Origin of the sequence: Pseudomonas sp. 8Z (genome assembly GCF_902506535.1) — a bacterium.
In the GTDB taxonomy this organism is placed as follows: domain Bacteria; phylum Pseudomonadota; class Gammaproteobacteria; order Pseudomonadales; family Pseudomonadaceae; genus Aquipseudomonas.
Genome location: NZ_LR733827.1, coordinates 410125 through 433086, shown reverse-complemented (window position 1 = coordinate 433086; position 22962 = coordinate 410125). Strand labels below are relative to the sequence as shown.

General features: G+C 59.8%; 26 protein-coding genes, 1 tRNA gene and 2 pseudogenes. 15 read left to right on the top strand and 14 right to left on the bottom strand.

The window, feature by feature from the left end; translation table 11 throughout:
- Positions 1-43: 43 nt before the first annotated feature.
- Together AERO9A_RS14785 and AERO9A_RS14780 are read left to right on the top strand one after the other, a co-directional pair.
- The gene (locus tag AERO9A_RS14785; RefSeq protein ID WP_159972713.1) at positions 44-2056 is read left to right on the top strand and encodes a U32 family peptidase; all 2013 of its coding nucleotides are present in this window, start codon (positions 44-46) and stop codon (positions 2054-2056) included.
- Positions 2057-2130: 74 nt separating this feature from the next.
- Complete coding sequence (locus AERO9A_RS14780) at positions 2131-3339, top strand: hypothetical protein (protein WP_159972712.1); 1209 nt, start codon at positions 2131-2133, stop codon at positions 3337-3339.
- A gap of 7 nt (positions 3340-3346) precedes the next feature.
- Here the strand turns inward: AERO9A_RS14780 and AERO9A_RS22895 are convergent.
- The 3 genes and pseudogenes from AERO9A_RS22895 to AERO9A_RS14770 form a co-directional block, all read right to left on the bottom strand.
- Positions 3347-3781 (bottom strand): annotated as a pseudogene (locus AERO9A_RS22895) (methyl-accepting chemotaxis protein); the annotation flags it as partial.
- A 102-nt stretch (positions 3782-3883) separates the two neighbouring features.
- Positions 3884-4660: pseudogene (locus AERO9A_RS22890) on the bottom strand (PAS domain-containing protein); the annotation flags it as partial.
- Between the two features lie 143 nt (positions 4661-4803).
- On the bottom strand, positions 4804-5664 hold the full coding sequence (locus tag AERO9A_RS14770; RefSeq protein ID WP_372239685.1) for a CAP domain-containing protein: 861 nt from the start codon (positions 5662-5664) through the stop codon (positions 4804-4806).
- A gap of 149 nt (positions 5665-5813) precedes the next feature.
- Between AERO9A_RS14770 and AERO9A_RS14765 the strand changes: the two genes are divergently transcribed.
- On the top strand, positions 5814-6857 hold the full coding sequence (locus AERO9A_RS14765; RefSeq protein WP_159972710.1) for a GGDEF domain-containing protein: 1044 nt from the start codon (positions 5814-5816) through the stop codon (positions 6855-6857).
- Here the strand turns inward: AERO9A_RS14765 and AERO9A_RS14760 are convergent.
- Positions 6848-7291 carry a hypothetical protein gene (locus AERO9A_RS14760; protein WP_159972709.1) on the bottom strand — a complete coding sequence of 148 codons (444 nt, stop codon included), beginning with the start codon at positions 7289-7291 and terminating at the stop codon, positions 6848-6850. The genes AERO9A_RS14765 and AERO9A_RS14760 overlap by 10 nt on opposite strands.
- A gap of 261 nt (positions 7292-7552) precedes the next feature.
- On the opposite strand from AERO9A_RS14760, the gene AERO9A_RS14755 reads away from it, so the two are divergent.
- Positions 7553-7834 (top strand): peptidylprolyl isomerase, encoded by a 282-nt coding sequence (locus AERO9A_RS14755; RefSeq protein WP_159972708.1) that lies wholly within the window; start codon positions 7553-7555, stop codon positions 7832-7834.
- Between the two features lie 91 nt (positions 7835-7925).
- Here AERO9A_RS14755 and AERO9A_RS14750 read toward each other — a convergent pair whose 3' ends face one another.
- Complete coding sequence (locus AERO9A_RS14750) at positions 7926-8819, bottom strand: EamA family transporter (RefSeq protein ID WP_159972707.1); 894 nt, start codon at positions 8817-8819, stop codon at positions 7926-7928.
- A gap of 141 nt (positions 8820-8960) precedes the next feature.
- Between AERO9A_RS14750 and AERO9A_RS14745 the strand changes: the two genes are divergently transcribed.
- Positions 8961-9695 (top strand): sulfite exporter TauE/SafE family protein, encoded by a 735-nt coding sequence (locus AERO9A_RS14745; protein WP_159972706.1) that lies wholly within the window; start codon positions 8961-8963, stop codon positions 9693-9695.
- 27 nt (positions 9696-9722) lie between these two features.
- Here the strand turns inward: AERO9A_RS14745 and AERO9A_RS14740 are convergent, their stop codons facing one another.
- A complete protein-coding gene (locus AERO9A_RS14740) occupies positions 9723-10760 on the bottom strand; it encodes a DUF1176 domain-containing protein (RefSeq protein WP_159972705.1) in 1038 nt (345 codons plus the stop codon).
- A gap of 252 nt (positions 10761-11012) precedes the next feature.
- Here AERO9A_RS14740 and AERO9A_RS14735 point away from each other — a divergent pair, with 252 nt between their 5' ends.
- From AERO9A_RS14735 to AERO9A_RS14725, 3 genes are all read left to right on the top strand, one after another.
- Positions 11013-11714 (top strand): YebC/PmpR family DNA-binding transcriptional regulator, encoded by a 702-nt coding sequence (locus AERO9A_RS14735; protein WP_159972704.1) that lies wholly within the window; start codon positions 11013-11015, stop codon positions 11712-11714.
- A gap of 96 nt (positions 11715-11810) precedes the next feature.
- Positions 11811-12212, top strand: coding sequence for an NUDIX domain-containing protein (locus AERO9A_RS14730; protein ID WP_159972703.1), 402 nt, complete (start codon positions 11811-11813; stop codon positions 12210-12212).
- Positions 12213-12366: 154 nt separating this feature from the next.
- Entirely contained in the window at positions 12367-12696 is a 330-nt protein-coding gene (locus tag AERO9A_RS14725; RefSeq protein ID WP_159972702.1) for a DUF2025 family protein, read from the top strand.
- 1 nt (position 12697) lies between these two features.
- On the opposite strand, the gene AERO9A_RS14720 is transcribed toward AERO9A_RS14725, so the two are convergent.
- Entirely contained in the window at positions 12698-13519 is an 822-nt protein-coding gene (locus tag AERO9A_RS14720) for an amino acid ABC transporter permease (RefSeq protein ID WP_159972701.1), read from the bottom strand.
- Complete coding sequence (locus AERO9A_RS14715) at positions 13516-14337, bottom strand: ABC transporter substrate-binding protein (protein WP_159972700.1); 822 nt, start codon at positions 14335-14337, stop codon at positions 13516-13518. The genes AERO9A_RS14720 and AERO9A_RS14715 overlap by 4 nt, the downstream gene beginning before the upstream one ends.
- A 103-nt stretch (positions 14338-14440) precedes the next feature.
- On the opposite strand from AERO9A_RS14715, the gene AERO9A_RS14710 reads away from it, so the two are divergent.
- Entirely contained in the window at positions 14441-15337 is an 897-nt protein-coding gene (locus AERO9A_RS14710; protein ID WP_159972699.1) for a homocysteine S-methyltransferase family protein, read from the top strand.
- Positions 15338-15386: 49 nt separating this feature from the next.
- Positions 15387-15791 (top strand): GNAT family N-acetyltransferase, encoded by a 405-nt coding sequence (locus AERO9A_RS14705; RefSeq protein WP_159972698.1) that lies wholly within the window; start codon positions 15387-15389, stop codon positions 15789-15791.
- A 180-nt stretch (positions 15792-15971) separates the two neighbouring features.
- On the opposite strand, the gene AERO9A_RS14700 is transcribed toward AERO9A_RS14705, so the two are convergent.
- On the bottom strand, positions 15972-16298 hold the full coding sequence (locus tag AERO9A_RS14700) for a hypothetical protein (protein WP_159972697.1): 327 nt from the start codon (positions 16296-16298) through the stop codon (positions 15972-15974).
- Positions 16299-16478: 180 nt separating this feature from the next.
- On the opposite strand from AERO9A_RS14700, the gene AERO9A_RS14695 reads away from it, so the two are divergent.
- On the top strand, positions 16479-16781 hold the full coding sequence (locus AERO9A_RS14695) for a hypothetical protein (protein WP_159972696.1): 303 nt from the start codon (positions 16479-16481) through the stop codon (positions 16779-16781).
- Positions 16782-17011: 230 nt separating this feature from the next.
- Here AERO9A_RS14695 and AERO9A_RS14690 read toward each other — a convergent pair whose 3' ends face one another.
- Complete coding sequence (locus tag AERO9A_RS14690) at positions 17012-17824, bottom strand: NaeI family type II restriction endonuclease (protein ID WP_159972695.1); 813 nt, start codon at positions 17822-17824, stop codon at positions 17012-17014.
- A 162-nt stretch (positions 17825-17986) separates the two neighbouring features.
- Between AERO9A_RS14690 and AERO9A_RS22885 the strand changes: the two genes are divergently transcribed.
- The 3 genes from AERO9A_RS22885 to AERO9A_RS14680 all read left to right on the top strand — a co-directional run bounded on the left by AERO9A_RS22885 (position 17987) and on the right by AERO9A_RS14680 (position 19029).
- On the top strand, positions 17987-18193 hold the full coding sequence (locus AERO9A_RS22885) for a YhfG family protein (RefSeq protein WP_372239684.1): 207 nt from the start codon (positions 17987-17989) through the stop codon (positions 18191-18193).
- Between the two features lie 270 nt (positions 18194-18463).
- A complete protein-coding gene (locus AERO9A_RS14685; RefSeq protein ID WP_159972694.1) occupies positions 18464-18742 on the top strand; it encodes a type II toxin-antitoxin system RelE/ParE family toxin in 279 nt (92 codons plus the stop codon).
- The gene (locus AERO9A_RS14680; RefSeq protein ID WP_159972693.1) at positions 18742-19029 is read left to right on the top strand and encodes a HigA family addiction module antitoxin; all 288 of its coding nucleotides are present in this window, start codon (positions 18742-18744) and stop codon (positions 19027-19029) included. The genes AERO9A_RS14685 and AERO9A_RS14680 overlap by 1 nt, the downstream gene beginning before the upstream one ends.
- A gap of 528 nt (positions 19030-19557) precedes the next feature.
- Here the strand turns inward: AERO9A_RS14680 and AERO9A_RS14675 are convergent.
- Both AERO9A_RS14675 and AERO9A_RS14670 read right to left on the bottom strand, forming a co-directional pair.
- Positions 19558-19633, bottom strand: a tRNA-Thr gene (locus AERO9A_RS14675).
- 51 nt (positions 19634-19684) lie between these two features.
- Entirely contained in the window at positions 19685-20527 is an 843-nt protein-coding gene (locus AERO9A_RS14670) for a S1 RNA-binding domain-containing protein (protein WP_159972692.1), read from the bottom strand.
- A 231-nt stretch (positions 20528-20758) separates the two neighbouring features.
- On the opposite strand from AERO9A_RS14670, the gene AERO9A_RS14665 reads away from it, so the two are divergent.
- A complete protein-coding gene (locus AERO9A_RS14665) occupies positions 20759-20950 on the top strand; it encodes a hypothetical protein (protein ID WP_159972691.1) in 192 nt (63 codons plus the stop codon).
- A gap of 6 nt (positions 20951-20956) precedes the next feature.
- Here AERO9A_RS14665 and AERO9A_RS14660 read toward each other — a convergent pair whose 3' ends face one another.
- Together AERO9A_RS14660 and AERO9A_RS14655 are read right to left on the bottom strand one after the other, a co-directional pair.
- Positions 20957-22099, bottom strand: a complete 1143-nt coding sequence (locus AERO9A_RS14660; RefSeq protein WP_159972690.1) for a PQQ-dependent sugar dehydrogenase — start codon at positions 22097-22099, stop codon at positions 20957-20959.
- An 86-nt stretch (positions 22100-22185) separates the two neighbouring features.
- Positions 22186-22911, bottom strand: a complete 726-nt coding sequence (locus tag AERO9A_RS14655) for an ABC transporter substrate-binding protein (protein WP_159972689.1) — start codon at positions 22909-22911, stop codon at positions 22186-22188.
- Between the last annotated feature and the right edge of the window lie 51 nt (positions 22912-22962).

Sequence of the window (22962 nt, the reverse complement as noted above, 5' to 3'; positions counted from 1 at the left end):
TACAATGCGCGCCTTGCCCGTGCTGCCTGATAAAGAAAAAACCATGTCCCTGCCCAAACACCACCTGGAACTGCTCAGCCCTGCCCGCGATGTCGAGATCGCCCGCGAGGCCATTTTGCATGGCGCCGACGCCATCTACATCGGCGGCCCGAGCTTCGGCGCGCGGCACAACGCCTGCAATGAGGTGAGCGAGATCGCCAAGCTGGTGGAGTTTGCCCGGCGCTACCACGCGCGGGTGTTCACCACGCTCAACACCATCTTCCATGACGACGAGCTGGAGCAGGTGCGTACGCTGATCCACCAGCTCTACGACGCCGGCGTGGATGCGCTGATCGTGCAGGACATGGGGGTGATGGAGCTGGATATTCCGCCGATCGAGCTGCACGCCAGCACCCAGACCGACATTCGCACCCTGGCACGGGCCAAGTTTCTCGACCAGGCCGGTTTCTCCCAACTGGTGCTGGCCCGCGAGCTGAACCTGCAGGAAATCCGTCAGATTAGTGATGCCACCGACGCGGCCATCGAATTCTTCATCCACGGCGCGCTGTGCGTGGCCTTCTCCGGCCAGTGCAACATCTCCCACGCGCAGACCGGGCGCAGCGCCAACCGTGGCGACTGCTCGCAAGCCTGCCGCCTGCCTTACACCCTCAAGGATGAAAAAGGCGGCGTGATCGCCTACGAGAAACACCTGCTGTCGATGAAGGACAACAACCAGAGCGCCAACCTGCGCGCCCTGGTCGAGGCCGGCGTGCGCTCGTTCAAGATTGAGGGCCGCTACAAGGATGTGGCCTACGTGAAGAACATCACCGCGCACTACCGCCGCGAACTCGATGCCATCCTCGAAGATCGCCCGGACTTGGCCCGCGCCTCCAGCGGCCGCACCGCGCACTTCTTCGTGCCCGATCCGGACAAGACCTTCCACCGTGGCAGCACCGACTACTTCGTCACCGAGCGCAAGGTGGACATCGGCGCCTTCGACTCGCCAACCTTCACTGGCCTGCTGGTCGGCAACGTGGAGAAGGTCAACAAGCGCGACCTGATCGCCGTCACCCATGAGCCGCTGTCCAACGGCGACGGCCTCAATGTGCTGGTCAAACGCGAGGTGGTGGGCTTTCGCGCCAACATCTGCGAACTCAAGGGCGAGTTCGAAGAAGACGGCGAGAAGCGCTACCGCTACCGCGTCGAGCCCAACGAGATGCCCGAAGGCTTGTTCCGCCTACGCCCGAATCACCCGCTCTCGCGCAACCTCGACCACAACTGGCAGCAAGCGCTGCAACGCACCAGCGCCGAACGCCGTATCGGCGTGAGCTGGAAGGCCGTGCTGCGTGAGAACGCCCTCACGCTCACCGCCACCAGCGAAGAAGGCATTAGCGTTGACGTCGCCCTGCCCGGCCCGTTCGGCGCCGCCAACAAGCCGGAACAGGCGCTCGATGGCCTGCGCGATCTGCTCACCCAGCTCGGCACCACCATCTACCACGCTCAGGGCGTCAGCCTTGATGCACCGCAGGCGTTCTTCGTGCCTAACTCGCAACTGAAAAGCCTGCGCCGCGAGGCCATCGAAGCGCTGACCGAAGCCCGCATCGCCGCCCACCCGCGTGGCAGCCGCAAGCCCGAAGCAGACCCGGCGCCGGTTTACCCGGACTCGCACCTGTCGTTCCTGGCCAACGTCTACAACCAGAAGGCCCGCGACTTCTACCATCGCCACGGCGTGCAACTGATCGACGCGGCCTACGAGGCGCACGAAGAAGAAGGCGAAGTGCCGGTGATGATCACCAAGCACTGCCTGCGTTTCTCCTTCAACCTGTGCCCAAAACAGGCCAAGGGCGTCACCGGCGTACGCACCAAGGTCGCGCCGATGCAACTGGTTCACGGCGATGAAGTGCTGACCCTGAAGTTCGACTGCAAACCCTGCGAGATGCACGTGGTGGGTAAGATGAAGGGACACATTCTCGACCTGCCGCAACCAGGCAGCGCCGCCGCTCAGGTGGTCGGGCAGATCAGCCCGGACGACCTGCTCAAGACCATTCGCAGCAAGCCCACCGGCTACGCCCACTAAGCGCAGGCTTGATCCGGCGGGCGTCTGGCAGTTGAATGGGCGCCCTCGACGTACTGACCGCCGGAGGTCTTGGAGTGACAGGGACGATCGTTGTCACCTTGCTGCTGGTAGCCGCCTTGCTGTTCTGGCCACGTGTTGCGCAGGCACCGATGTGGCGCGCTACCGTGACCCCGCTGGCCTCGATCATCGGCAGCGGCTTTCTCATCCTCGGCCCGGTGATGCTGGTCAACTTCGGCAGTTGGGGGCCGCTGACGATGCTCGTTCTGTGCGCCCTGGGATATGCCTTCGGCAGCGCCATGCGCTTCAACATCCACTACTTGGGTGACGGACCACAACGCCGTGGCACACCGTTGCAGGCTCTCGGCGAGCAGACGTCATCCTGGGTACTGGCCTTCGCCTATTTCATCTCGGTGGCCTATTACCTCAACCTGTTCGGTGCCTTTGCCGGGCGTATCGTCGACGTGCGTGGCGGCACGCTGCCCAAGGTCATCACCACGGTCATCTACCTGCTGATTCTCGCCGCAGGTTACCTGCGTGGTTTCAGCGTGATGGAGCGCCTGGAAAAATTCTCCGTGAGCCTGAAACTGGCGATCATCGCCAGCCTGCTCGCGGGTCTGGCCGTGCATACCACACAACAGGATGTGCCGAGCATGCTGGCCTACAGCCCGGCCAAGGCCCAGGGTACGCTGGCACTGCAACTGTTGCTGGGGCTGATCGTCACCGTGCAGGGCTTCGAAACCTCGCGCTACCTCGGCCAGCACTACAACGCCGCCACTCGCGTGCGCTCGATGCGCCACGCACAGTGGCTCGCCAGCGCTATCTACCTGATTTATGCGGCCCTGCTGACGCTGAGTTTCCACCAACAGACGATGACCCTGGACGAGACAGCGATTATCGACCTGATGGGTGTGGTCGCCGTGGTGCTGCCGCCGCTGCTGATCGCCGCCGCACTCAGTGCTCAGTTCAGCGCCGCGGTGGCCGATACCAGTGCCTCGGGCGGGCTGATCCACGAACTCAGCGGCCAGCGCCTGCGCGCTCGTCACGGCTATGTGCTGCTAACCATCACCGGCCTGCTGTTGACCTGGCTGCTCGATGTATTTGAGATCATCAGCCACGCTTCGCGCGCCTTCGCCTTGTACTACGGCCTGCAGTCGCTGCTGGCTGCCATGCGCGCCGCCCAGCAAGCGCCTGGCTTGCGGCGCAGTCTGCAGGCGACCGGTTTTGCCCTGCTCGGGCTAATCGGCCTGGCGGCAGTGGTGTTTAGCGTTCCTGTAGAGGGCTGAGCAGTTTTCACTGCAGTTGCCGCGAGAAACGCTCCACGGCGCCCAAAACCTGTTTGGCGCCTTGGCGAATCTCCACGATGGCATCTCCAGCTTGACCGGCCAGTTCCAGACCAGTCTCAGCCTGGGCGCGACTGCTGGCCATACTGCTTACAGCGGCATCCACCAGCTTCTGATTGTCTTGCACGACTCCGACAATTTCCTCAGTAGCTTTACTGGTGCGGCTGGCCAATTGCCGGACCTCATCGGCAACCACAGCAAAGCCACGCCCCTGCTCTCCTGCCCGCGCCGCTTCGATGGCCGCATTGAGCGCGAGCAAGTTGGTCTGCTGGGCGATACCGCCAATGGTCTGCACCATCGTGCTAATCAGGATCGATTGTTTACCCAGCGCCTCGACATTGTCGGAGGCCAACGTCATTTCCTGGGCAATGCGCTGCATGGTCTGCACCGTCTCGGTGACCACCTGAGTGCCACGCTGAGCGGTGGCATCGGTCTGCTGTGAAATACTGAAGGCCGTGCCCGCCGCGTCGTTGACCTCTTCCTCGCGGTTGACCTGATCGGTAATCAGAGTGGCGAATTTGACCACCTTGTACAGGCGGTTCTGCGTGTCATGCACCGGGTTGTAGGTGGCTTCGAGCCAAACCACACAGCCATGACTGTCTACGCGCTTGAAGCGCCCGGCAACGAACTCGCCACGGTTGAGCCGTTCCCAAAACCGAGCGTAGTCAGGCGAAGCCGTCTCCTGAGGGTCGCAGAACATGCGGTGGTGCTTACCCTTGATACGATCGAGGCTGTAGCCCATCGCGCTGAGAAACTGCTCATTGGCCTTGAGCACATGACCGCTGAGATCGAACTCGATCACCGCCGTGGAGCGCAGCAGCGCGCCAATGAAATCCTCGTTCTCGCGCGCCTTGTTCATGCTCTCGGTGACGTCACTGCCCACGCATTGCACTTCACGCACCACGCCGCGCTCGTCCACCACCGCTTGCCAGCAGGCCTGAATCCATACCAGTTCGCCGTCATTGCGCAGGAAGCGATAGCGGTCACTGACCGACTGCCCCGAGTCAATGACTGCATTGAGATTCTTGTAGCACGGCAGATCCCTGACGTAACTCGGCACGATATCGTTCAACGGGCGTCCTTTGAGCTGTTCAGCCGGGTGACCGACGAAACGGGCAAAGTTGTCATTGACCTCGATTATCCGGCGCGAAGCATCAATCGAGAGCATGATCATCTGCGCTTGTATGCCCTGATAAAGCTGCTTGTACAGCGACAGCTCAGCATTCTTCTCCTGCAGCTCCTGCTTCAACCGGTTACCGAACATGCGCCTTCTCCGCTAGCGATCCTATCCAGAATATCGGCAAGCCTCCGTTTTTATAGAGGTTCGCATCGACTCCAAGCATAGAAAACGCAGCAAAAAACGTGCAGTCCGGCGAGTAGGCACTCGCTGAACCGCTCAATACGATCTCAACGCCCGCCGAACAAAGCCGTCCAATAGATGCCAGCATCGCTTTTCGGATCGCTGCCATAGGCTGCCCCCAGCTCACTGAACTGCGGATTCATCAGGTTGGCGCAATGATCAGGGCTGGCCAGCCAGGCTTCGACCACGCGCTCGGAGGAGTCCTGAGCCGCCGCGATATTCTCGCCAACATGCGTGCCCTCATAGCCAGCCAACTCGGCTCGGTCACCCGGCGTACGGCCATCACGATCCAGGTGCGAGAAGAAGTTGCCATTGGCCATGGCGCGGCTATGGTCTTGCGCCGCAGCGCCCAGGCTGTCATTCCAGGTCAGGGCCGCAGTGGCACTGAAAGACTGCTTGCCACACTGACGCGACTGGGCGCGCGCACGGTTGATATGCTCAAGCAGTTTTTGTCCCTCCGTCTTCACGTCCCCCAGCTTGGCACTGAGCAGCGGGCGCGCCAGGACTATGCGCCAGTCGCGATCCTCCCGGCTGATGCCGATATCGACGAACTGCGGATCGAGCAGAATCTGACAGAAGCTCTCGCTCAAGGCCTGCAGCGCCGACGCAGCATCACGCGGGCCGGATAGGATGATCGCCTGTACCGTGACCATGGGGTAGCCGACGCGGGTCAGTTCCTGCTGCAAATCGCCGCTGGCAGCTACAGGCAACTCCAGGCGTCGGTCTGCTGCGAGCGGCGGCAGAGGCTCGAACGCCTGGCCGGCGCAGCGTTGCACCTCGCCACGATAGCCATTGATCGCATTGATCAGTTGCGGCTCCTGCGCGGCCTGCACCCAGGGCGCAACCAACAGCGTCAACGCCAGCCACAGGCAGCGTCGCCAGGTATTCATGTTCTGTGCTTCTGTCATACCATCTCTCCAGCGGACGTCGTGATTCTGATACGAGATCGGGCATCGTGGCATAACTGGCAGCGCCACTTATGCCGGGCCCTGACCCCATGTTCCCAAGTTTTGTCGACAGGCTTTCCAGCGACCTGCACGCTCACATGGATAACCCAATGACCGACCCACTCATGCACACTGAACGACACCGAAGTCAGGTACTCAAAGCGCTGCTGTGGATCACACTGATTGGTGGCCTCTTTTTCTCGGTCGTTAACGCACTCAATGGCAACAATCTGTTGGCCGCACTGGAACTGACCTACGGCGCAATCTCTGCGTACATGCTGCGAATCATCGATCGTACGCATCGCCTGCAGCTATTGACCACCATCTACCTGGTGCCGTTCTTCAGCATTATGATTTTGGCCATCGGCCAAACCGAAACGATCTTCGCGGTATTTGCCTGGATTCAGACCATTCCAATCATCTGCTACATGCTGCTCGGCGTGCGCCTTGGCATGCTCAGTTCGGTGGTATTCGTCAGCATCGGCCTGTGGGCATTCAGCCAACGCTATTGGGCAGGCAATTGGCTACCGAATCTCGAAATCGTCACCAACCTTGGCCTGGCCAGCCTGTTGATCATGGCACTGGCACACATCTACGAGCGCAGCCGTCTGATTAACGAGAAACGCCTGACCGAACTGGCCACCACCGATGCCCTGACGGGATTGGCCAACCGGGTGAAATTAGCGGAAGTATTCGAGCGCGAACGCGCTCATGCGCTGCGTAACGCGACCCCGCTGTCGCTGGTGTTTCTCGATGTCGATCATTTCAAGCAGATCAACGACCGCTTCGGCCATGAGGTCGGTGACAGAGCTCTGACACACTTCGCCAAGACCTTGTCACAACGCCTGCGAGTCAATGATCTGCTATGCCGCCTGGGCGGTGAGGAGTTCGCGGTACTGCTGCCCAGCAGCACGACCCAGCTGGCACACAATATTGCCGAAAACCTGCGCGAGCGGCTGGCGCAGGAGCCCCTTGGGTTGAACGATGAAGTGCTACCGATGACCCTGAGTGCTGGCATCGCCGAACTAGGCAAGGACGGTCAAACACTCGACGAGTTGCTGCTAACGGCTGATCAACGCACATACGCGGCAAAACGCGCGGGGCGCAATCAAGTGGTCGCCTGGGATGAGCAACCGGCCCTGCATCAGGCATAAACGCTGATGCCACCCTTAGCCTGCAGCCACTGCTGATAGGTTTGCAGCGAATCTGTCTTCTGTTCGCCATTGCTGCCGTTGAAACCAAGCGTCTGGCCCAAACCCGAGTCGTCCAGCTTCTGCAACTGCTCGAGCAATTTGGCTGCCTCATCGCGATCCAAACTGGCAACGTCTGGTAGCTGTATCCCCGCCGAGCTTTGCTTGCCAGCTTGCGTAACCGGCGCGCTACTGGACAAGGACGTACCGCCGTTCAGCGCACGTAGCAGCCCACCTTCGCTACTGGCCACCATGTGCTTGGCCAAACGCCGCAGATCCGTTAACGGATCACTGCTGGCCTGGCTCGTGGAATCCGACGTACTTGCCGCCGCCTGACTGCTCGCCTGCTTACCGTAATAACTGAGCATGGCTGCAGTGCTGTTGTTGATGCTGGTCATAAAGGCCTCCTGAATCGCCCTACACTCAGAAAGCAGATTTCGAGCCAACGACTCCAGCCCATGACTAGCAAGGGTTACAGCTATTTTCCAACGGCATAGCCTTACCTGATTTGGCAATACATTGCCGCCCACCACGGCCTTCTTGGGCGACGTAATCGTCACCTCGCACAAGACGTGCAAACACGACGATCAAGGCGACCCGATTTGCTTGGCACGTCGATTACGTTAGGCTCGCACACTCATTTCTAATGGAGGTATCCCATGGCTCGCGCCACTGCCCGTCACATCCTGGTTGCCAGCGAAGACAAGTGCAACGAACTGAAAAGCGCTATCGAAGGCGGCGCCGACTTCGCCCAAATCGCGAAAGACAACTCCTCCTGCCCCTCCAGCCGTAACGGCGGCGACCTGGGGTCGTTCGGCCCCGGCCAGATGGTTAAGGAATTCGACACCGTGGTCTTCAGCGCGCCGGTCGGCGTCGTACAGGGCCCGGTGAAAACCCAGTTCGGCTACCACCTGCTGGAAGTTACCAGCCGTCAGGACTGATCGTCTCGTGAAGGGCTGCCCTGCAGCCCTTTTCGCCTAAGCCGCCTGAAAAACTGCTGTGCCCCCGCTAAAGACAACTTCCGTGGAGTTGTTATGCCATGTCCAGCGCACGTCGGCGCCAGCTATCGAGCAAACGCCCACCCCAGACGTTGATCAGCAAACCGCCCATGACCAGCGCCGCGCCGAGCATTTGCAGGCTGCTCAAGCGCTCCCCCAACAACAGCGCCGACGAACTGATGCCCACCACCGGCACCAGCAGCGAGAACGGCGCCACCTGGCTGGCCGGATAACGCGACAGCAACCGACTCCACAGCCCGTAACCCAGGATGGTGGCACCAAATGCCAGGTAGGCCAGCACCAATGCCGAATCCAGACTGAAATGGCGCAGCGAATCCGCGATCACCTGCGGCCCGTCCAGCCACAGCGACAGCCCGAGGAAGGGCAGCGGCGGAATCAGACTCCCCCACACCACCAGGCCCACCAGATTGACCTTGCCCAACTTGCGCGTCACCACATTACCCAGCGCCCACATCGAAGCGGCCGCGATGGTCAGGGCGAACCCTGCCAGGGTCATCATCCGGTCACCCTGCAGGCCGATCAGCGCCAGTCCTGCTGCCGCCACCAGCAGTCCGAACAGGTTGCTCCCACGCAAACGCTCGCCGAGAAAGAGCGCGGCAAAGAACAGGGTGAAGAATGCCTGCGACTGCAGCACCAGCGAGGCCAATCCAGCCGGCATGCCGACATGCATCGCATAGAAGAGAAAGGCGAACTGCCCCAGCGATATGGTCAGGCCGTAGGCCAGCATCCAACGCAGCGGCACCTGCGGACGGCGCACGAAGAAGACGGCAGGAAAGGCGGCGAGCAAGAAGCGCAATGCGCCCAAGAGCATCGGCGGCATATCGTGCAGACCCACCTTGATCACCACGAAATTCAGCCCCCAGACCACGATCACCAACAACGCCAACAACAAATCCCTGGGTGACATGAATACCGGCCTCGCACTGAATGAGCGCGCATTAGAGCAGCCGCGCCACAGTTGCCGACAGACACAGTCAGTCATGAAAAAAACCACACAGGTACGCCTGACTGCTAATCTGCGCGCCCCCAGCGCTGCGCCCTGTTTGCCATGACTCTGCACGACTTCCTGCTCTTCGCGCTGCCGGCGATTTTTCTCACTGGCCTGTCCAAAGGCGGCTTCGGCGGCGCCTTGGGCGGTATCGCCGTGCCGCTGCTAGCCCTGGCCACCTCACCGAAACAAGCCGTCGCGGTAATGCTGCCGATTCTCTGCCTGGCCGACGTGGTGGGCCTGAAGGCCTACTGGGGCAAATGGGACACGGCCAACCTCAAGGTGATGCTGCCCGGCGCGGTAATTGGCATCGCCATCGGTTCGCTGACCTTCGGTTTCTTCGATGAACGCGCCATTGGCCTGCTGATCGGCGGCATTGCCATCAGCTTCGTCGGCCTGGGCCTGCTGGCCAGCAACCAGACGCCAAGACCGCTGCAGAAGGGTCGCGGCGTACTGCTGTCGGGCCTTGCCGGTTTCACCAGCTTCGTCGCCCATGCTGGCGGGCCACCGGTGATGATGCATCTGCTGCCACAACAACTGGACAAGGTGCGCTTCGTCGCGACCATCAACCTGTTCTTCCTGCTGACCAACGCCGCGAAGCTGTTTCCCTACGTGGCGCTGGGCCAGTTCACCCAGGAAAACCTTCTGCTCAGCCTGATGCTCGCCCCCATCGTACCGCTGGGCGTGTGGAGCGGCCTGTGGCTGCAAGCCCGGGTCAACCACCAGCGGTTCTACCGCATCGCGCGGCTGGGCATTCTGCTGGCTGGGGTGCAGTTGATCTGGCGTTATCTGTAGCGAGTCCGGCCAGATGCCCGCGCGGGATCAAGGCTCGACCACGCGCCATAACTCAGGCCATTCGCCCGGACTACGCCCCGCGCAGCGACCAAGAAAACTGAGCGAGGCCAGTTGAAAGCGCTCGCCATCGAAGCGCCAACTGCCCGAGTCACCGCAATCTGCAATGCCGCGCCCCTTGTATAAATAACCCAACTCACCAGTATCAGGGTTGTAACTCACCGCACCGGACAGCACGCCAAGCTCCAGCGGCGGTGCTTCGAGACGCAGATCACGCTCGACGTAAGGCGGCTCACGATCGACGCGATACACAGCGAAGTCGCAGTTGTAGGCAGCGCACGAGGTACGAATGATGACCAGCGCTTCATGGTCGTTGAGCGCAAAAGCCTGGGCCTCGGGCTCGCGGCTCATGTCTTCTTCAAGCCACTGGCTGCGAGTCGCTGCCATCGTCTGCTGGACGATGTCACGCTGTTCCATTTCGCTCAGAGAGGGGGCGCCGGGATAGGCGCGCAGGTGCGGCGCCCGTGGCGCAGCCGACACCTCGCTGTCAGGTCGTGAACCGGGGCGATATAGGGCACTACGGCTGTCCAACCGCCCCTGCACGGCATCCATCAGCAGCAAGGCCGCAGAAAGGCCATTGAGCGAAACCACCGCCTCGTACTCGCACACCCCTTCCATACTCAAGTGAGTACCGTTGCGTAACTCGGCCAGCACAGCCAGGGCATCAGCACCTTCGGCTACCAGCGTGGTTTCACCCTGCTTTTCAGTCGGGTGCAGGCGATCGGCAGTGGAAAGGCCTCGACCATCGAGCCGCAGCGGCGCATAGCCGCTTTGTTTGGCATCGTACAGTGACAAGCGTAGAGGCGCCTGGCCGCCTGCTGCACGCTCTAGAAGGAGACTGAAAGGCGTGTAACCGAAACTTTCCGGCGCGCTCAATGCCTGGCATCCGCGCAGGTTATCGCAGGCAACGACCCAGTCCTTGATCTCCCGGTACAGCGGCACCTGTTCGGGCGCAGCCTGAACCACACCCACAATCCATACACCCAAGGCCAACATCCAGCGCGACATAAGCAACTCCCTTTGACGACTACGCAGGGTCGCCATGGTCTTTCGTGCGAGCACGCCAGACAAGCATCATCGTTCCGTGAAGCGAACACCCGCACATTCGTTATAAATCGGGCAAGACACGAGGCTATCGATAACGCTTGGCGGAAATTGCAGGTGCCGACAGCCGCGCAAGGCACTAGAATCCGCACCCTATCCGATCGTCAGGCGCACCAAGGCCTGACGCCGATTCACTTCTCGGCCAGGAGACCCCAGATGGGCGCCCAGTGGAAAGCCAAACCTAAAGAAGCCGCCGCCAATGCCCGAGGCAAGATCTTCGGCAAGCTGGTGAAGGAAATCATGATCGCTGCGCGTAACGGCGCCGACCCGGACATGAACCCCAAGCTGCGCCTGGCCATCCACCAGGCCAAGAAAGCCTCGATGCCCAAGGACACTCTGGATCGCGCCATCAAGAAAGGCGCCGGGCTGTCCGGTGAGGTGGTCAACTACGAGCGCACCCTGTACGAGGGTTTCGCTCCGCATCAGGTGCCACTGATCGTCGAGTGCCTGACCGACAACGTCAACCGTACCGTCGCCGAAATTCGCGTGCTGTTCCGCAAGGGCCAGCTCGGCGCCTCCGGCTCGGTGAGCTGGGATTTCGACCACGTTGGTCTGATCGAAGCCAGCACCGACAGCGATGCCGACCCGGAACTGGCCGCCATCGAAGCTGGCGCCCAGGACTTCGTGCCGGATGACGAGGGCGCGACCCTGTTCATCACCGACCCGACCGACCTCGACGCCGTGTGCAAAGCACTGCCGGAGCAAGGCTTCACCGTCAACTCGGCCAAGCTCGGCTACCGCCCGAAGAACCCGGTTACCAGCCTGACCCCGGAGCAGATGGAAGAAGTCGAGGCCTTCCTCGAAGCCATCGACGGTCATGACGACGTGCAAAACGTCTACGTCGGTCTCGCCGGCTGACCCCGAGTAGGAGCGAATTGATTCGCGATGCTTACTGCCTTGATGGCAACGTATTTCGCGGATTAATCCGCTCCTACCACCCAGACACCTAGCCTTATGAAAACCACCCTGCATATCGCCGCTGCCTGCCTGTTCGACGAACAGGGGCGCCTGCTGCTGGTACGCAAGCGCAATACCCGCTTCTTCATGCTGCCCGGAGGCAAACGCGAGCCCGGCGAGGATGCACTGTCGGCGCTCAAGCGTGAATTGCACGAAGAGCTTGAACTGCAGTTGGACGACACGGCGCTGCAGCCGCTTGGCCAGTTCCAAGCCCCTGCCGCCAATGAGGCCGACACCTGGCTGCAAGCGGATATCTACCGCGCCGCCCTGCCCCATGCGGTGCAAGCCGCCGCCGAGCTGGAAGAACTGCGCTGGCTCGATACCGAGCAACCGCTACCCAATGACCTAGCACCGCTACTGCGCGAACACGTACTGCCAGCCTTGCAACGCCTTATGTAAGGCCGCACCTGCGAGCCATCGCAAGCGGCGTCAAAAATTGCTCCCGGCAGTTTCTTGATCCACGGCAAGGCAAGCGGCAGCACCAAGCATTAGGCTGCGCCGATAAACAGAACCATTCTCTTTGCGTGCAAGCCCATAGTCAGCGAGGTTTGCCATGAGTATCACGTCCACCCAGATCTGCCAGGCCGCCGACCAGTTGCAAGGTTTCGTCGGTTTCAATGCCAAGACCGGCCAGTACCTGTTGCGCTTTTCCGAGGACAGCTTCGGCCTCGATGTGCCGGCCGATACCATCACACCGACTTGCGAGCATGTCTGGCAGGCAGACGATGCGGGTCTGATGCGCCTGGATCGCCAGCGCCTGGCCTGGCTGCAGGAGCAGCGCATTGACGACCGGGTCAATCTCAGCGAGCCGCTACGCGTTTACCTGCGTCGCAGCGACCTGCCGGAAATCCGCGCCGAGCGACGCCCGCTGACGCCAGCCTGAATCAGCGCCGGTAACCACGCGAGAAGTGCCGCTCTAGGCGAGCCTGCACCAGCTCCAGCAAGATCGACAGCACCCAGTAGATCACCGCAGCGGTGGTCAGCATCTCCAGATAGCGATAGCTGGAGCGGCCATAGGACTGGGCCAGGAACATCACCTCCCAGACGCCCATCACCGAGATCAGGGACGAGTCCTTGAGCATCGAGATGAACTGGTTGGCAGTCGGCGGGATGATGGTACGCATGGCCTGCGGCAAGGTGATGTAGCAGAAGATCTGCGTCGGTCGCATGCCCATCGCCAGCGCGGCTTCACGTTGGCCAGCGGGTACGGCCATGATGCCGGCGCGGAAAATCTCGCTCAGATACGCGCCATAGTTCAGCGACAGCGCAATGATGCCGGCACTGATCGCCCCCGGCACCACACCAATCTGCGGCAGACCGAGGTAGATCAGCAGAATCTGGATCATCAACGGCGTGCCGCGGAAGAACGAGGTGTAGAAACTGGCCACGCCAAGCAGCACGGCACTGCTCGACAGCCGCGCCAGTGCGGCGGCGAAGCCGAGCAACAAGGACACCACGATCGAGCACAGGCACAGGAACAACGTCAGCGCTGCGCCCTGCAGGAAGCCATTCGGGCCGAGCTTGAAACCTGCCAGATAGGGGAATTTCTCCACAATGATGGAGAACTTCAGATCAAAGCTGAGGAAAAAGGCGACGAACAGAACGAACAGCGCCAGCCAGGTCAGGTACAGGCGCGAACGAAAACCGAACAGGTCGAAGCCAACCCCATCCTGAGCCTGGCTTCGAGTAGATTGCTGATCACTCATTTACTGATATCGGCGCCGATCCACTTCTGCGACAGACGCGTCAGCGTGCCGTCGACCTTCAGTTCGGCGAACGCCTGACGCACCTTGGCGTCCCATTCGGCATCGCCCTTCTCGATGGCCACCGAGTTGGGCTCCTCGTACAGCGCTGCACCTGCCAACTTGAAGCGGTTGTCCTGCTGCAGACGCGCCTGCGCCGTTACCATGTTGGTCAGCACGGCATCCAGGCGCACACCGGCACCTAGGCCCAGATCCTGGAAAGCGACGTTCTCGGTGTCATAAGGAGCGGCCTGCACGAAGTCGAACGGGTAATCAATCTTGCGATCCTCGTCCCCTTCGATCACCAGCCCCTTGTTCAGGTAACTCTCATAGCTCGAAGCGCTGATCACACCGACCTTGAGGCCATTGAGGTCCTTAGCTGACTGAATACGCTCATCCTGGGCGTTGACCACGATCACCGCCGGCGAGGCGTAATATTTCACCGGGAAATCGAAGACCTCGGCGCGTGCCTGGCTCGGCGTCATTGAGCAAATGCAGATGTCATAACGACCGCTCCAGCGACCAGCAGCAATGACATCCCAGGACGGCGTCTCGAAGCGCACCTTGACCCCCAGTTTTTCGGCTACGGCCTTGGCCACGTCGACGTCGAAACCATCGAGTTGATTCTGCTCATTGAGGAAGGAGAACGGCGGATAGCTCTCCATCAGGACGTTGACCATCTCCTGCTTTGATTGCACACGGTCAAGAATCTCGCCAGCCAGGGCTTGAGTGGTGACGGTAGCGGCAAGTAGGGTGGCACTGAGCAAGGTTGGCAAACGCATTGAAATACCTGAACAATAGATAGGCAAAAGGATGGCGTATTAAATAGTTATAAACGGCATCCAAGAAGTGAATTCTATTCATATTGATATATTCGGAACTTATATGCACGACAAGCCTTTGGTAATTCTTGACGGCGGCATGGGCAGAGAGCTGCAGCGCCGTGGCGCGCCCTTTCGCCAGCCAGAATGGTCAGCCCTGGCCCTGACCGAAGCACCGGAGGCCGTGATTGCCGCTCATACGGCGTTCATCGACGCCGGTGCGCAGGTCATCACCAGCAACAGCTACGCCGTCGTACCGTTTCACATCGGTGAGGAACGCTTCGCTGCCGAAGGCTTGAGCCTGGCTGACACCGCTGGCCGTCTGGCACGCAGTGCTGCAGATACCAGCGCTCATAAGGTGCGCGTGGCCGGCTCGCTGCCACCGCTGTTCGGCTCCTACCGGCCGGATCTGTTCCAAGCGCAACGCGTCAGTGAAATCCTCACGCCACTGCTACAAGGCTTGGCGCCCCATGTCGACCTGTGGCTCGCCGAGACCCAGAGCTCGATCGCCGAAGTGCGCGCCACCCATGCGCTGCTGCCGCAAGACGGCAAGCCGTTCTGGGTGTCCTTTACCCTGCAAGACGATGGTGTCGATGATGTGCCGCGCCTGCGCTCCGGTGAGGCACTGAGCGAAGCGGCCGAAGCCATGGCCAGCCTGGGTGTGCAGTACCTGCTGTTCAACTGCAGCCAGCCGGAAGTGATCGGCGCGGCGATCGATGTCGCCCGTGACACCTTCGCCCGCCTGGGCGTGGACGTCACCCTCGGTGCCTACGCCAACGCCTTCCCACCGCAGCCCAAAGATGCCAAAGCCAATGACGGCCTGGACGAGTTGCGCGAAGACCTCGACCCACCGGGCTACCTGGTCTGGGCCAAGGACTGGCGCCAGCGCGGCGCGAGCATGCTGGGCGGTTGCTGCGGTATCGGCCCGGAGCATATCGCCGAGCTCAAGCGCCAACTATAAGCGCCTGCGCGCCTGGCTTCGTCTCACGATGCCGCCAGGCGCTATCTGCATGCCAACCTGCCGCCTGCTACCCACCCCATTACGCCCGCTGGTCGACAAGTTCTACCGCCAGCACCGCTCGCCCATGCGCAGCCAGGGCGGGGATGAGTGCTGGGTCGCGCAGGATGGCAGTGAAATCGTCGCAGCTCTCAACCTTCGCCGCGCAGCGGATGGTCAATGGCTGACCGGGCTATTCGTCACACCTGCATTACGCGGCCAGGGCCTAGCCTCAACGCTCGTGGCGCAAGCACTGCAGATGCACCCTGAGCCGATCTGGCTGTTCTGCCACCCCAGCTTGCTTGCGTTCTACCAGCGTCTGGGCTTTAACCTCTGCCACGCGCTACCTGCCGAGCTGCAACAACGCCTGCTTCGCTATCAACGCAACAAAGCGCTGATTGCCCTACGCATGCACTGAACACAACAACGCGCCTCGAATGCACTCTAGGTTCTGTACGAAAAGTCGTCGAGCGAAGGTCAGGCGAGGCAAAAACAGGTGAGGAAGCGGAGTTTACGAGCTGTAAATGAGCATTCCGAACCTGTTTTTAACGAAGCATCACCGAGCGCAGGCACTTTTCGTACAGAACCTAAGGCACCTCTAACGGCTACGTTGCTGTTCATAAGTCCCAATCCCCGGTTGTCGCTCGATCCTAAAACCACCGGGATATTCGGTGCTCTGCCGGATATTTCCACGCATTTCGCTGGAATAACTGCCATAGCCGCTCTCCTGCCTAACGCTACCCGACGGCAAACGCTGACCGCCGTACAGATCGTATTGTTGGTACTGCGTGGACTCGGAGACGCTGCCACTGGCGCCAGGGCTGACATAACTCTTAGGAACAACGCGAATAGTTGGCGGCTCTGCAGCCAGCGCCACTGCGCCGCACAGACATAACGCTGCCACTGATAAGGCACGTAACAGCATCGATACCTCCCATGATTGAAAAACGACATTCCCCCACACTCAAATTCTTTGACCCGGCTTTCTTAAATGGTTGCAGCGACTGGCGCCGAGCAAAACCACGACCACATCACATATTGCTAGCATTTTTAGCAACCTGCTGTAGCATGGTGGCACCGTGATAGCACCTAGCCAGGAGGCAAAATGGGCATGGAATCCCAAACGTGGCACACCGCTGTACCCAACCGCATTGGCAAACAGCCGTCCTGGGACAATTTCAGCACATCGCCACGCCCCCAAACATTCGCACCCAATGCCCCGTCGGCGGTGAAAATCATCCATCCCCCGAAGAACCTTCAGCACCTTAGCCATATGCAACGCCAAGCTCAGGACATGCTCAACGAGCACAGCACACCCTCACGACAAGACAGCCTCTGGCCGGTATACGGCATATTCCTGTTCGCCTTCGGCATGTTGGGCTACGTCAGCTATAACCTGATGTACTGAGCCACCGCGTAAGGTTTGCGCGGGGGCTGCACACTGCAGCGCCACTCACTCACAAACACCTCCGCGCTCGCCTGCAAGCACAACACCTCGCAGCAGTGCTCAGCCCGGAGTGCAGTTCAGTCCACGCCCGCTGACAAGCACCTCAAAGCCTCGCCAGACGGCCAGCGCACCGCAAAACGCCCAGCAACCACTCTGTTCTACGCTGCACCAAAGTCTATCGACAAGGGGAGCTACCGTATTGGCATGCTGAGCCAGTCGTCGTCGTTAAAACGGGCAAACCCATGCCGCATGATCTCGGCACGATCCTCCCTGTACGTCGCACACAAAACCTGAATACCTTCACTCGCGAGTACAGCCTTCGCCTCTCGGGCACGCTTGGCCGCATCCTTCTGCTGCGCGACCTGCTCGATGACAGCACGAGGAATCAGCCGACCGGTTGCGTTGCGAAACAGAGCCCAGATCGCCTGCCTGCCGCTTGTAGCGGACATAATCTCGCCCCGTGCAACATCCGGTAAATCAAGCATAAAGTTACGCGGCATCGGCCCTCGCGCAAGCCAGGTGATTTGTTCCTTGCCCAGTGCCGATACGCTCTTCTTACCGTCTTGATTTGCGCCATTGGTGAGCACCCCCGGCACCATCCGAAGAATGCCCATGCCGCACTGACCTAAGTTGTCATCACCGGTCACTAATAAACAGAGCTGCCCAACAGCCTCTCGTGGAATCATCCAGGTACTGCCGATGGTGAACTTGGTGTCCACCTCATGCCCGACGATCAGGTTATCCAATTCCCAGCCTCGCTCGAGCCCCAACTCGTTACGCAAGACAATCTCGATCTTGGTGCCAATGTAGGTCTTTTCCGTTTTTTCCAACTGCTCAATGCAATAGCGCCCGGTTCTAGGGCCGTCGATAACCTCATCGAAAGCCTTCCGAATAGCTCGCCCTACGACACCGAGCAGATCAGGCTTGCTAAGCAAAAAGCCTTGGACCTGATTCAACGGCTCATCAGAAGCCACAGATACAGACGGATGTTGGAAAAGAGTCATTCTTGTCTAGCCTCAGCGACCTCTCAGATGGATACGCAAGTATATCCACGTGAGAGGTCGCTACCGCGCTCAATGACTCCCCCTGGCCTTGCCCAGCGAAAAAACCTGCAAGACGCAGCAAACCCGCATCCGCTATAACGGTCGGCATCTCGCGCACGAGGTTTGCACGATGCCCAATATGACTCTGGAAGACAAAAGACCTACTACGCCAAGATCCTCCAGTCGAACCATCCCGCCAGCCAGCGCCTGGAAGGCTTCGACATCACACCAGAGCCAAGCGGCCCTGAGCGTCTTACGCACCCAGCAGGCTTGATGCTCGACAAATACGGCGTCGTCCAAGACCCTCTCTGCTATCCAGGCGGCAGCTAACTGGCATAGGGGCACGTCGGGGAAAGCGCCAGAAACAACAAAGGGCTAGCCGAAGCTAACCCTTTGATTTTTGTGGTGCGGAAACAGGAGCCGAACCTGCGACCTTCGCATTACGAAAATACGGCACCTCCTTCCGTATAAGCTGGAAGTCAGTAAAACCGAGGCTTCTAGAGCACCTTCGATGTGATAATCCTTCACTAACCTGCCCCCGAGCCCCATTTAGGGACACCTCAAGTTGTTGCGTGTTGCGCAACATGCTAGGCTTCGCCAATGATCAAATCTTTCCAGCACAAAGGGCTGCGCAAGCTCTTCGAGACGGGCAGCACAGCAGGCGTACAACCCACCCATGTCAAGCGGCTACGAATGCAGCTAGCAGCCCTGGATACGGCCATGACGGTAGACGACATGGATATCCCAGGCTTTCGCCTGCACCCGCTCAAGGGAGAAATGCGTGGGCGCTGGTCGATCATGGTGAACGGCAACTGGCGGCTGACGTTCGAGTTTCGCGACGGAAACGCTTATGTCCTGGACTATGAGGATTACCACTGATGAACATGCACAACCCGCCCCATCCCGGTGAATTCATCACCGACATCTACTTGGAGCCGAACGGCATCAGCGGTCGTGAGCTGGCCGAAAAGCTGCGCGTAGCACCCTCGACCCTGAGCCGTGTGCTCAAGGGCACCAGCCGCGTAACGCCGGAAATGGCTCTGCGCCTCTCGGTAGCACTTGGTCGCTCACCTGAGAGCTGGCTAGCCATGCAGGATGCTTACGACTTATGGAATGCCCGCCAGCATGTAGATCTGCAGCAGGTTGGAAGGCTGGCGTTTGCATGAACATATTGAATCTGAAGCCTCCACTCTTGAACAAACATTTGCTAGACACTTAGCAGGGCCTCTATGACCAGTTTAGAGTCCAGATTCCACGCATAAACCATCGCCGGGCCACTTCCGTTGTTACCTGCTGCCCGCTTCTTGTCCTGCCAATTTTAGGTCTGCTTCGGCATAAGCCGGACTGATCTGTCCTCGGGATGGATCAACCTCCCCTCGAACAATGTACAGCTCGTACTCAGGGTATGCCGCCAGCAGCGCGGACAGGTCTTCCACCCTGGTCTTGGTTCTGGTGTCGGTCGCCACGGTCTGCCATCGGCGACGATCGCTGATGGCCGTGCTCTTGGCCAAGGCTGACGGGCCTCGGCCACGGCGACATCAAGATGACCATGCGTTATTCGCACCTGGCGCCTGATCACTTCTCAACGGTGCTGACTCATTCGCCCCTCTCCCTGCTGAGACAAGAATGGGACACTTGTGGGACACCTGCTGAAAAAACAAAGGGCTAGCCGAAGCTAACCCTTTGATTTTTTGTGGTGCCGGAAACAGGAGTCGAACCTGCGACCTTCGCATTACGAATGCGCTGCTCTACCAACTGAGCTACACCGGCAAGAAGACCCGCGCATTATGCGAGTTGGCACCGCGGGACTCAAGCGAGCGATCAGTCACCGAGTAGTTCGATTCGGTCGTCGTGTATACGAATTCGCCCGTCTTTATAGAGGCCGCCGATAGCTTTTTTGAAGTTGCCCTTACTGACCCGGAACTGCTCGGTGATCGCTTCTGGCGGGCTTTTGTCGCTCAGGGCCAACACGCCGCCCTGCTCACGCAGGCGCTCAAGGATCTGCTCGGTCAGGCCGGTGGCGGCCTCGCGGCCGATAGGCTGCAGGCTGAGGCTGATCTTGCCGTCGGTACGCATTTCCTTGATGTAGCCCTTCTCGCGCATGCCACTACGCACGAACTTGAACAGTTCATTCTTGTGGATCAGGCCCCAGTGCTTGCCGTTGATGATGGCCTTGAAGCCCAGGTCGGTACGCTCAGCAACCAGCAGGTCGACTTCCTGACCGGCCTGGTATGGCGCCGGTGTCTGATCAAGGTAGCGATCCAGGCGTGCGGTGGCGGTTAGGCGGCGGGTGCGCTTGTCCAGATAGAGGTAGACCACGCAATAGTCGCCAAGCTGCAGCGGACGCTTTTCCTCGGAGTGCGGCAGTAACAGATCCTTGGCCAACCCCCAATCGAGAAACAGGCCAATGCGGTTGATGTCGACGACCTTGAGGCTGGCGAATTCGCCGAGCTGGATCTTCGGCTTTTGCGTGGTAGCGATCAGCTTGTCTTCGCTGTCGAAGTAGATGAACACGTTGAGCCAGTCTTCGACTTCGCTGGGCGTGTCCTTGGGGATGTAGCGTTTGGGCAGGAGGATTTCGCCATCGGCGCCGCCATCGAGGTACAGCCCGAAGTCGGTGTGTTTGACCACCTGCAAAGAATTCATCCGCCCAATCAAGGCCATCGCGTTTCACCTCACCAAAACAGCCGAGCATTCTAAACCAGTTGAGCCATTATCGGGCGGCCCTGGACGTTATTCGACAGCCGGTCAGGTGACTGCCAACTGGCTGAGCAGACAGGTTTTTCTAGTCCGCATAGAGGCTCTGCACGGCACGAGCGAGGCAATCGTGCGAGCAGAAACGCGCCCATTCAGGCACAATGGACGGCCGCTCACTGAAAAGACAAGAGAAAGCTCATGGCTACCCTGCGCGTCAAATCCTCTTCCAGCAAAGCCAGCAAACCCGAACCGGCAGTGGCCACCCGTGAATCGCTGGAGGCGCAGATCGCCGCCTTCATCAGTGATGGCGGCGAAATTCAGCAGATCGCCAAGGGCGTCAGCGGTCAGCAGACTGGCGGCACTCGGCAAATCACCATCAGCCGCAAGTAACACGCTCTACTGCGCCAGCCCTAGGCGCAGTAATTGTCCATTGGGCGAGTCCGTCAACACGTAGAGATAGCCGTCCGGCCCCTGCCGTACATCGCGCAGCCGTGTGCTAAGCGATTGCAGCAGGCGCTCTTCGTGTACCACGCGATCACCGTCGAGCTGCAAGCGAATCAGCGCCTGACCAGCCAACGCACCAATGAACACGCTACGCTGCCAAGCCGGGAAACGCTCAGCATCGTAAAACGCCATACCACTGATCGCCGGTGATTTCTCCCAGACATGGTATGGCGGCTCTGTACCCTCGACGGTCTCCCCTTTGGCCTCGGGAATCGGCAGCATCGAATAGTTGATGCCATGCGTGGCCAGCGGCCAGCCATAGTTCTTGCCAGCTTGGGGAATATTGACCTCATCACCACCGCGTGGGCCGTGTTCATGCGTCCACAGCGCGCCTGTCCAGGGATTTAGGGCTGCGCCCTGCTGATTACGGTGACCGTAGGACCAGATTTCCGGACGCGCACCATTCTGACCAACGAAAGGATTGTCCTCGGGGATACGACCATCGGGGTAAATACGCACGAGCTTGCCCTGAAGCTTGTCGAGATCCTGCGCCGTAGGACGCTGGTTATTGTCGCCCAGGGCAATGAACAGATGGCCGTTGCGATCAAATACCAAACGCGAGCCGAAATGCGCGCCAGTGGAAAGCTTGGGCTGCTGACGGAAGATCACCTGAAAATCTTCCAGTGCATCGGCACTGGCCGACAAACGACCGCGCCCAACCGCAGTGCCTGCCGCACCATCGCCAGCCTCGGCGTACGACAGGTAGACAAGTCGATCCTCACTAAATGACGGAGACAGCACGACATCGAGCAGCCCGCCCTGCCCCGAAGCATAGACCTGCGGAACGCCAGGCAGAGGCGCCGACAGCTCACCCTCGGCACTCACACGGCGTAGCTGGCCAGGCCTTTCGCTGACCAGATATCCCTGATCATCCGGTAGAAATGCCACGGCCCAGGGGTAGACCAGCCCTTCGGCTACGGTCTGTACCTGCAATGAACCTAGTTCAGTGGCCATGCGCTGCTCTTGCGCCCAAGCAGGCGAGATGCCAAACAGAGCAAACAGCGCCAAGCAGATGAAAGGGATGGGACGCGGCATCTAGGTGGCTCCTGCACGGATAAAACCGGCGCATAGGGTGCTACAACGCAAACGAAGAGGCAGCCGCCTAAAGGTTTCGCCAGGTTTCAGTCGCTCAGGTAACGCTGAATGATTCGCTCGTACTCACCACTTTCCCGCAGTTGATGAAGACCTGCATTGAATCGCAGACGTTGGCTGTCGAGGCGAAAACCGACGCGATAGGGTGTCGGTGGGAAAAGCTCGTACCACGTCAAGGGTTGAGTCACGTCGACCTGGTCGGCCACGAGCTTATTGAAATAGCGAATGATGCGCTCATCGCCAACCACCACGTCGACACGCCCGCTGTACAGCAAGCGGTTACGGTTGATCTGCTGAGCCTCTTCTCGATATTGCGGATTACTCGACGCCATGCGCTCGAACTCAGGCCCCATGAGCTGGCGTGCCCTCTGGAAGGTGCTGATCGAATGGCGACCGAGATCGGCAATGGTATCGATGCGATAGGCCCGCTCGGCCAAAGCCACGGCGAAGTTACGGTAATAAATATAAACGTCCGAGTAGTACGCGCTGACACCACTGTTTTGATTGGTGGTGGTAATGGCGTCGATCTCACCGCGCCTGAGCATCAAATGCAGCCGTTCCATCGGCATGTAGTAAGCCACGACCTCGAACCCGGCATTCTGCGCCGCCCGGCCTACCAGCTCGTACTCTAGCCCGCGCGGCTCTCCTTCGAACACATAAGGTGGCTTGTTACTGCCAAAGCCGACATTCAGTTGCTCCGCAGATGCCGCTAAGGCCCACAACGACAGGAGTACTCCCCACCACCATCTATACATGTTGCCTCCGAACCATCATTTGGACTGAGCATAGTCGGCTCTGCGCCTTAA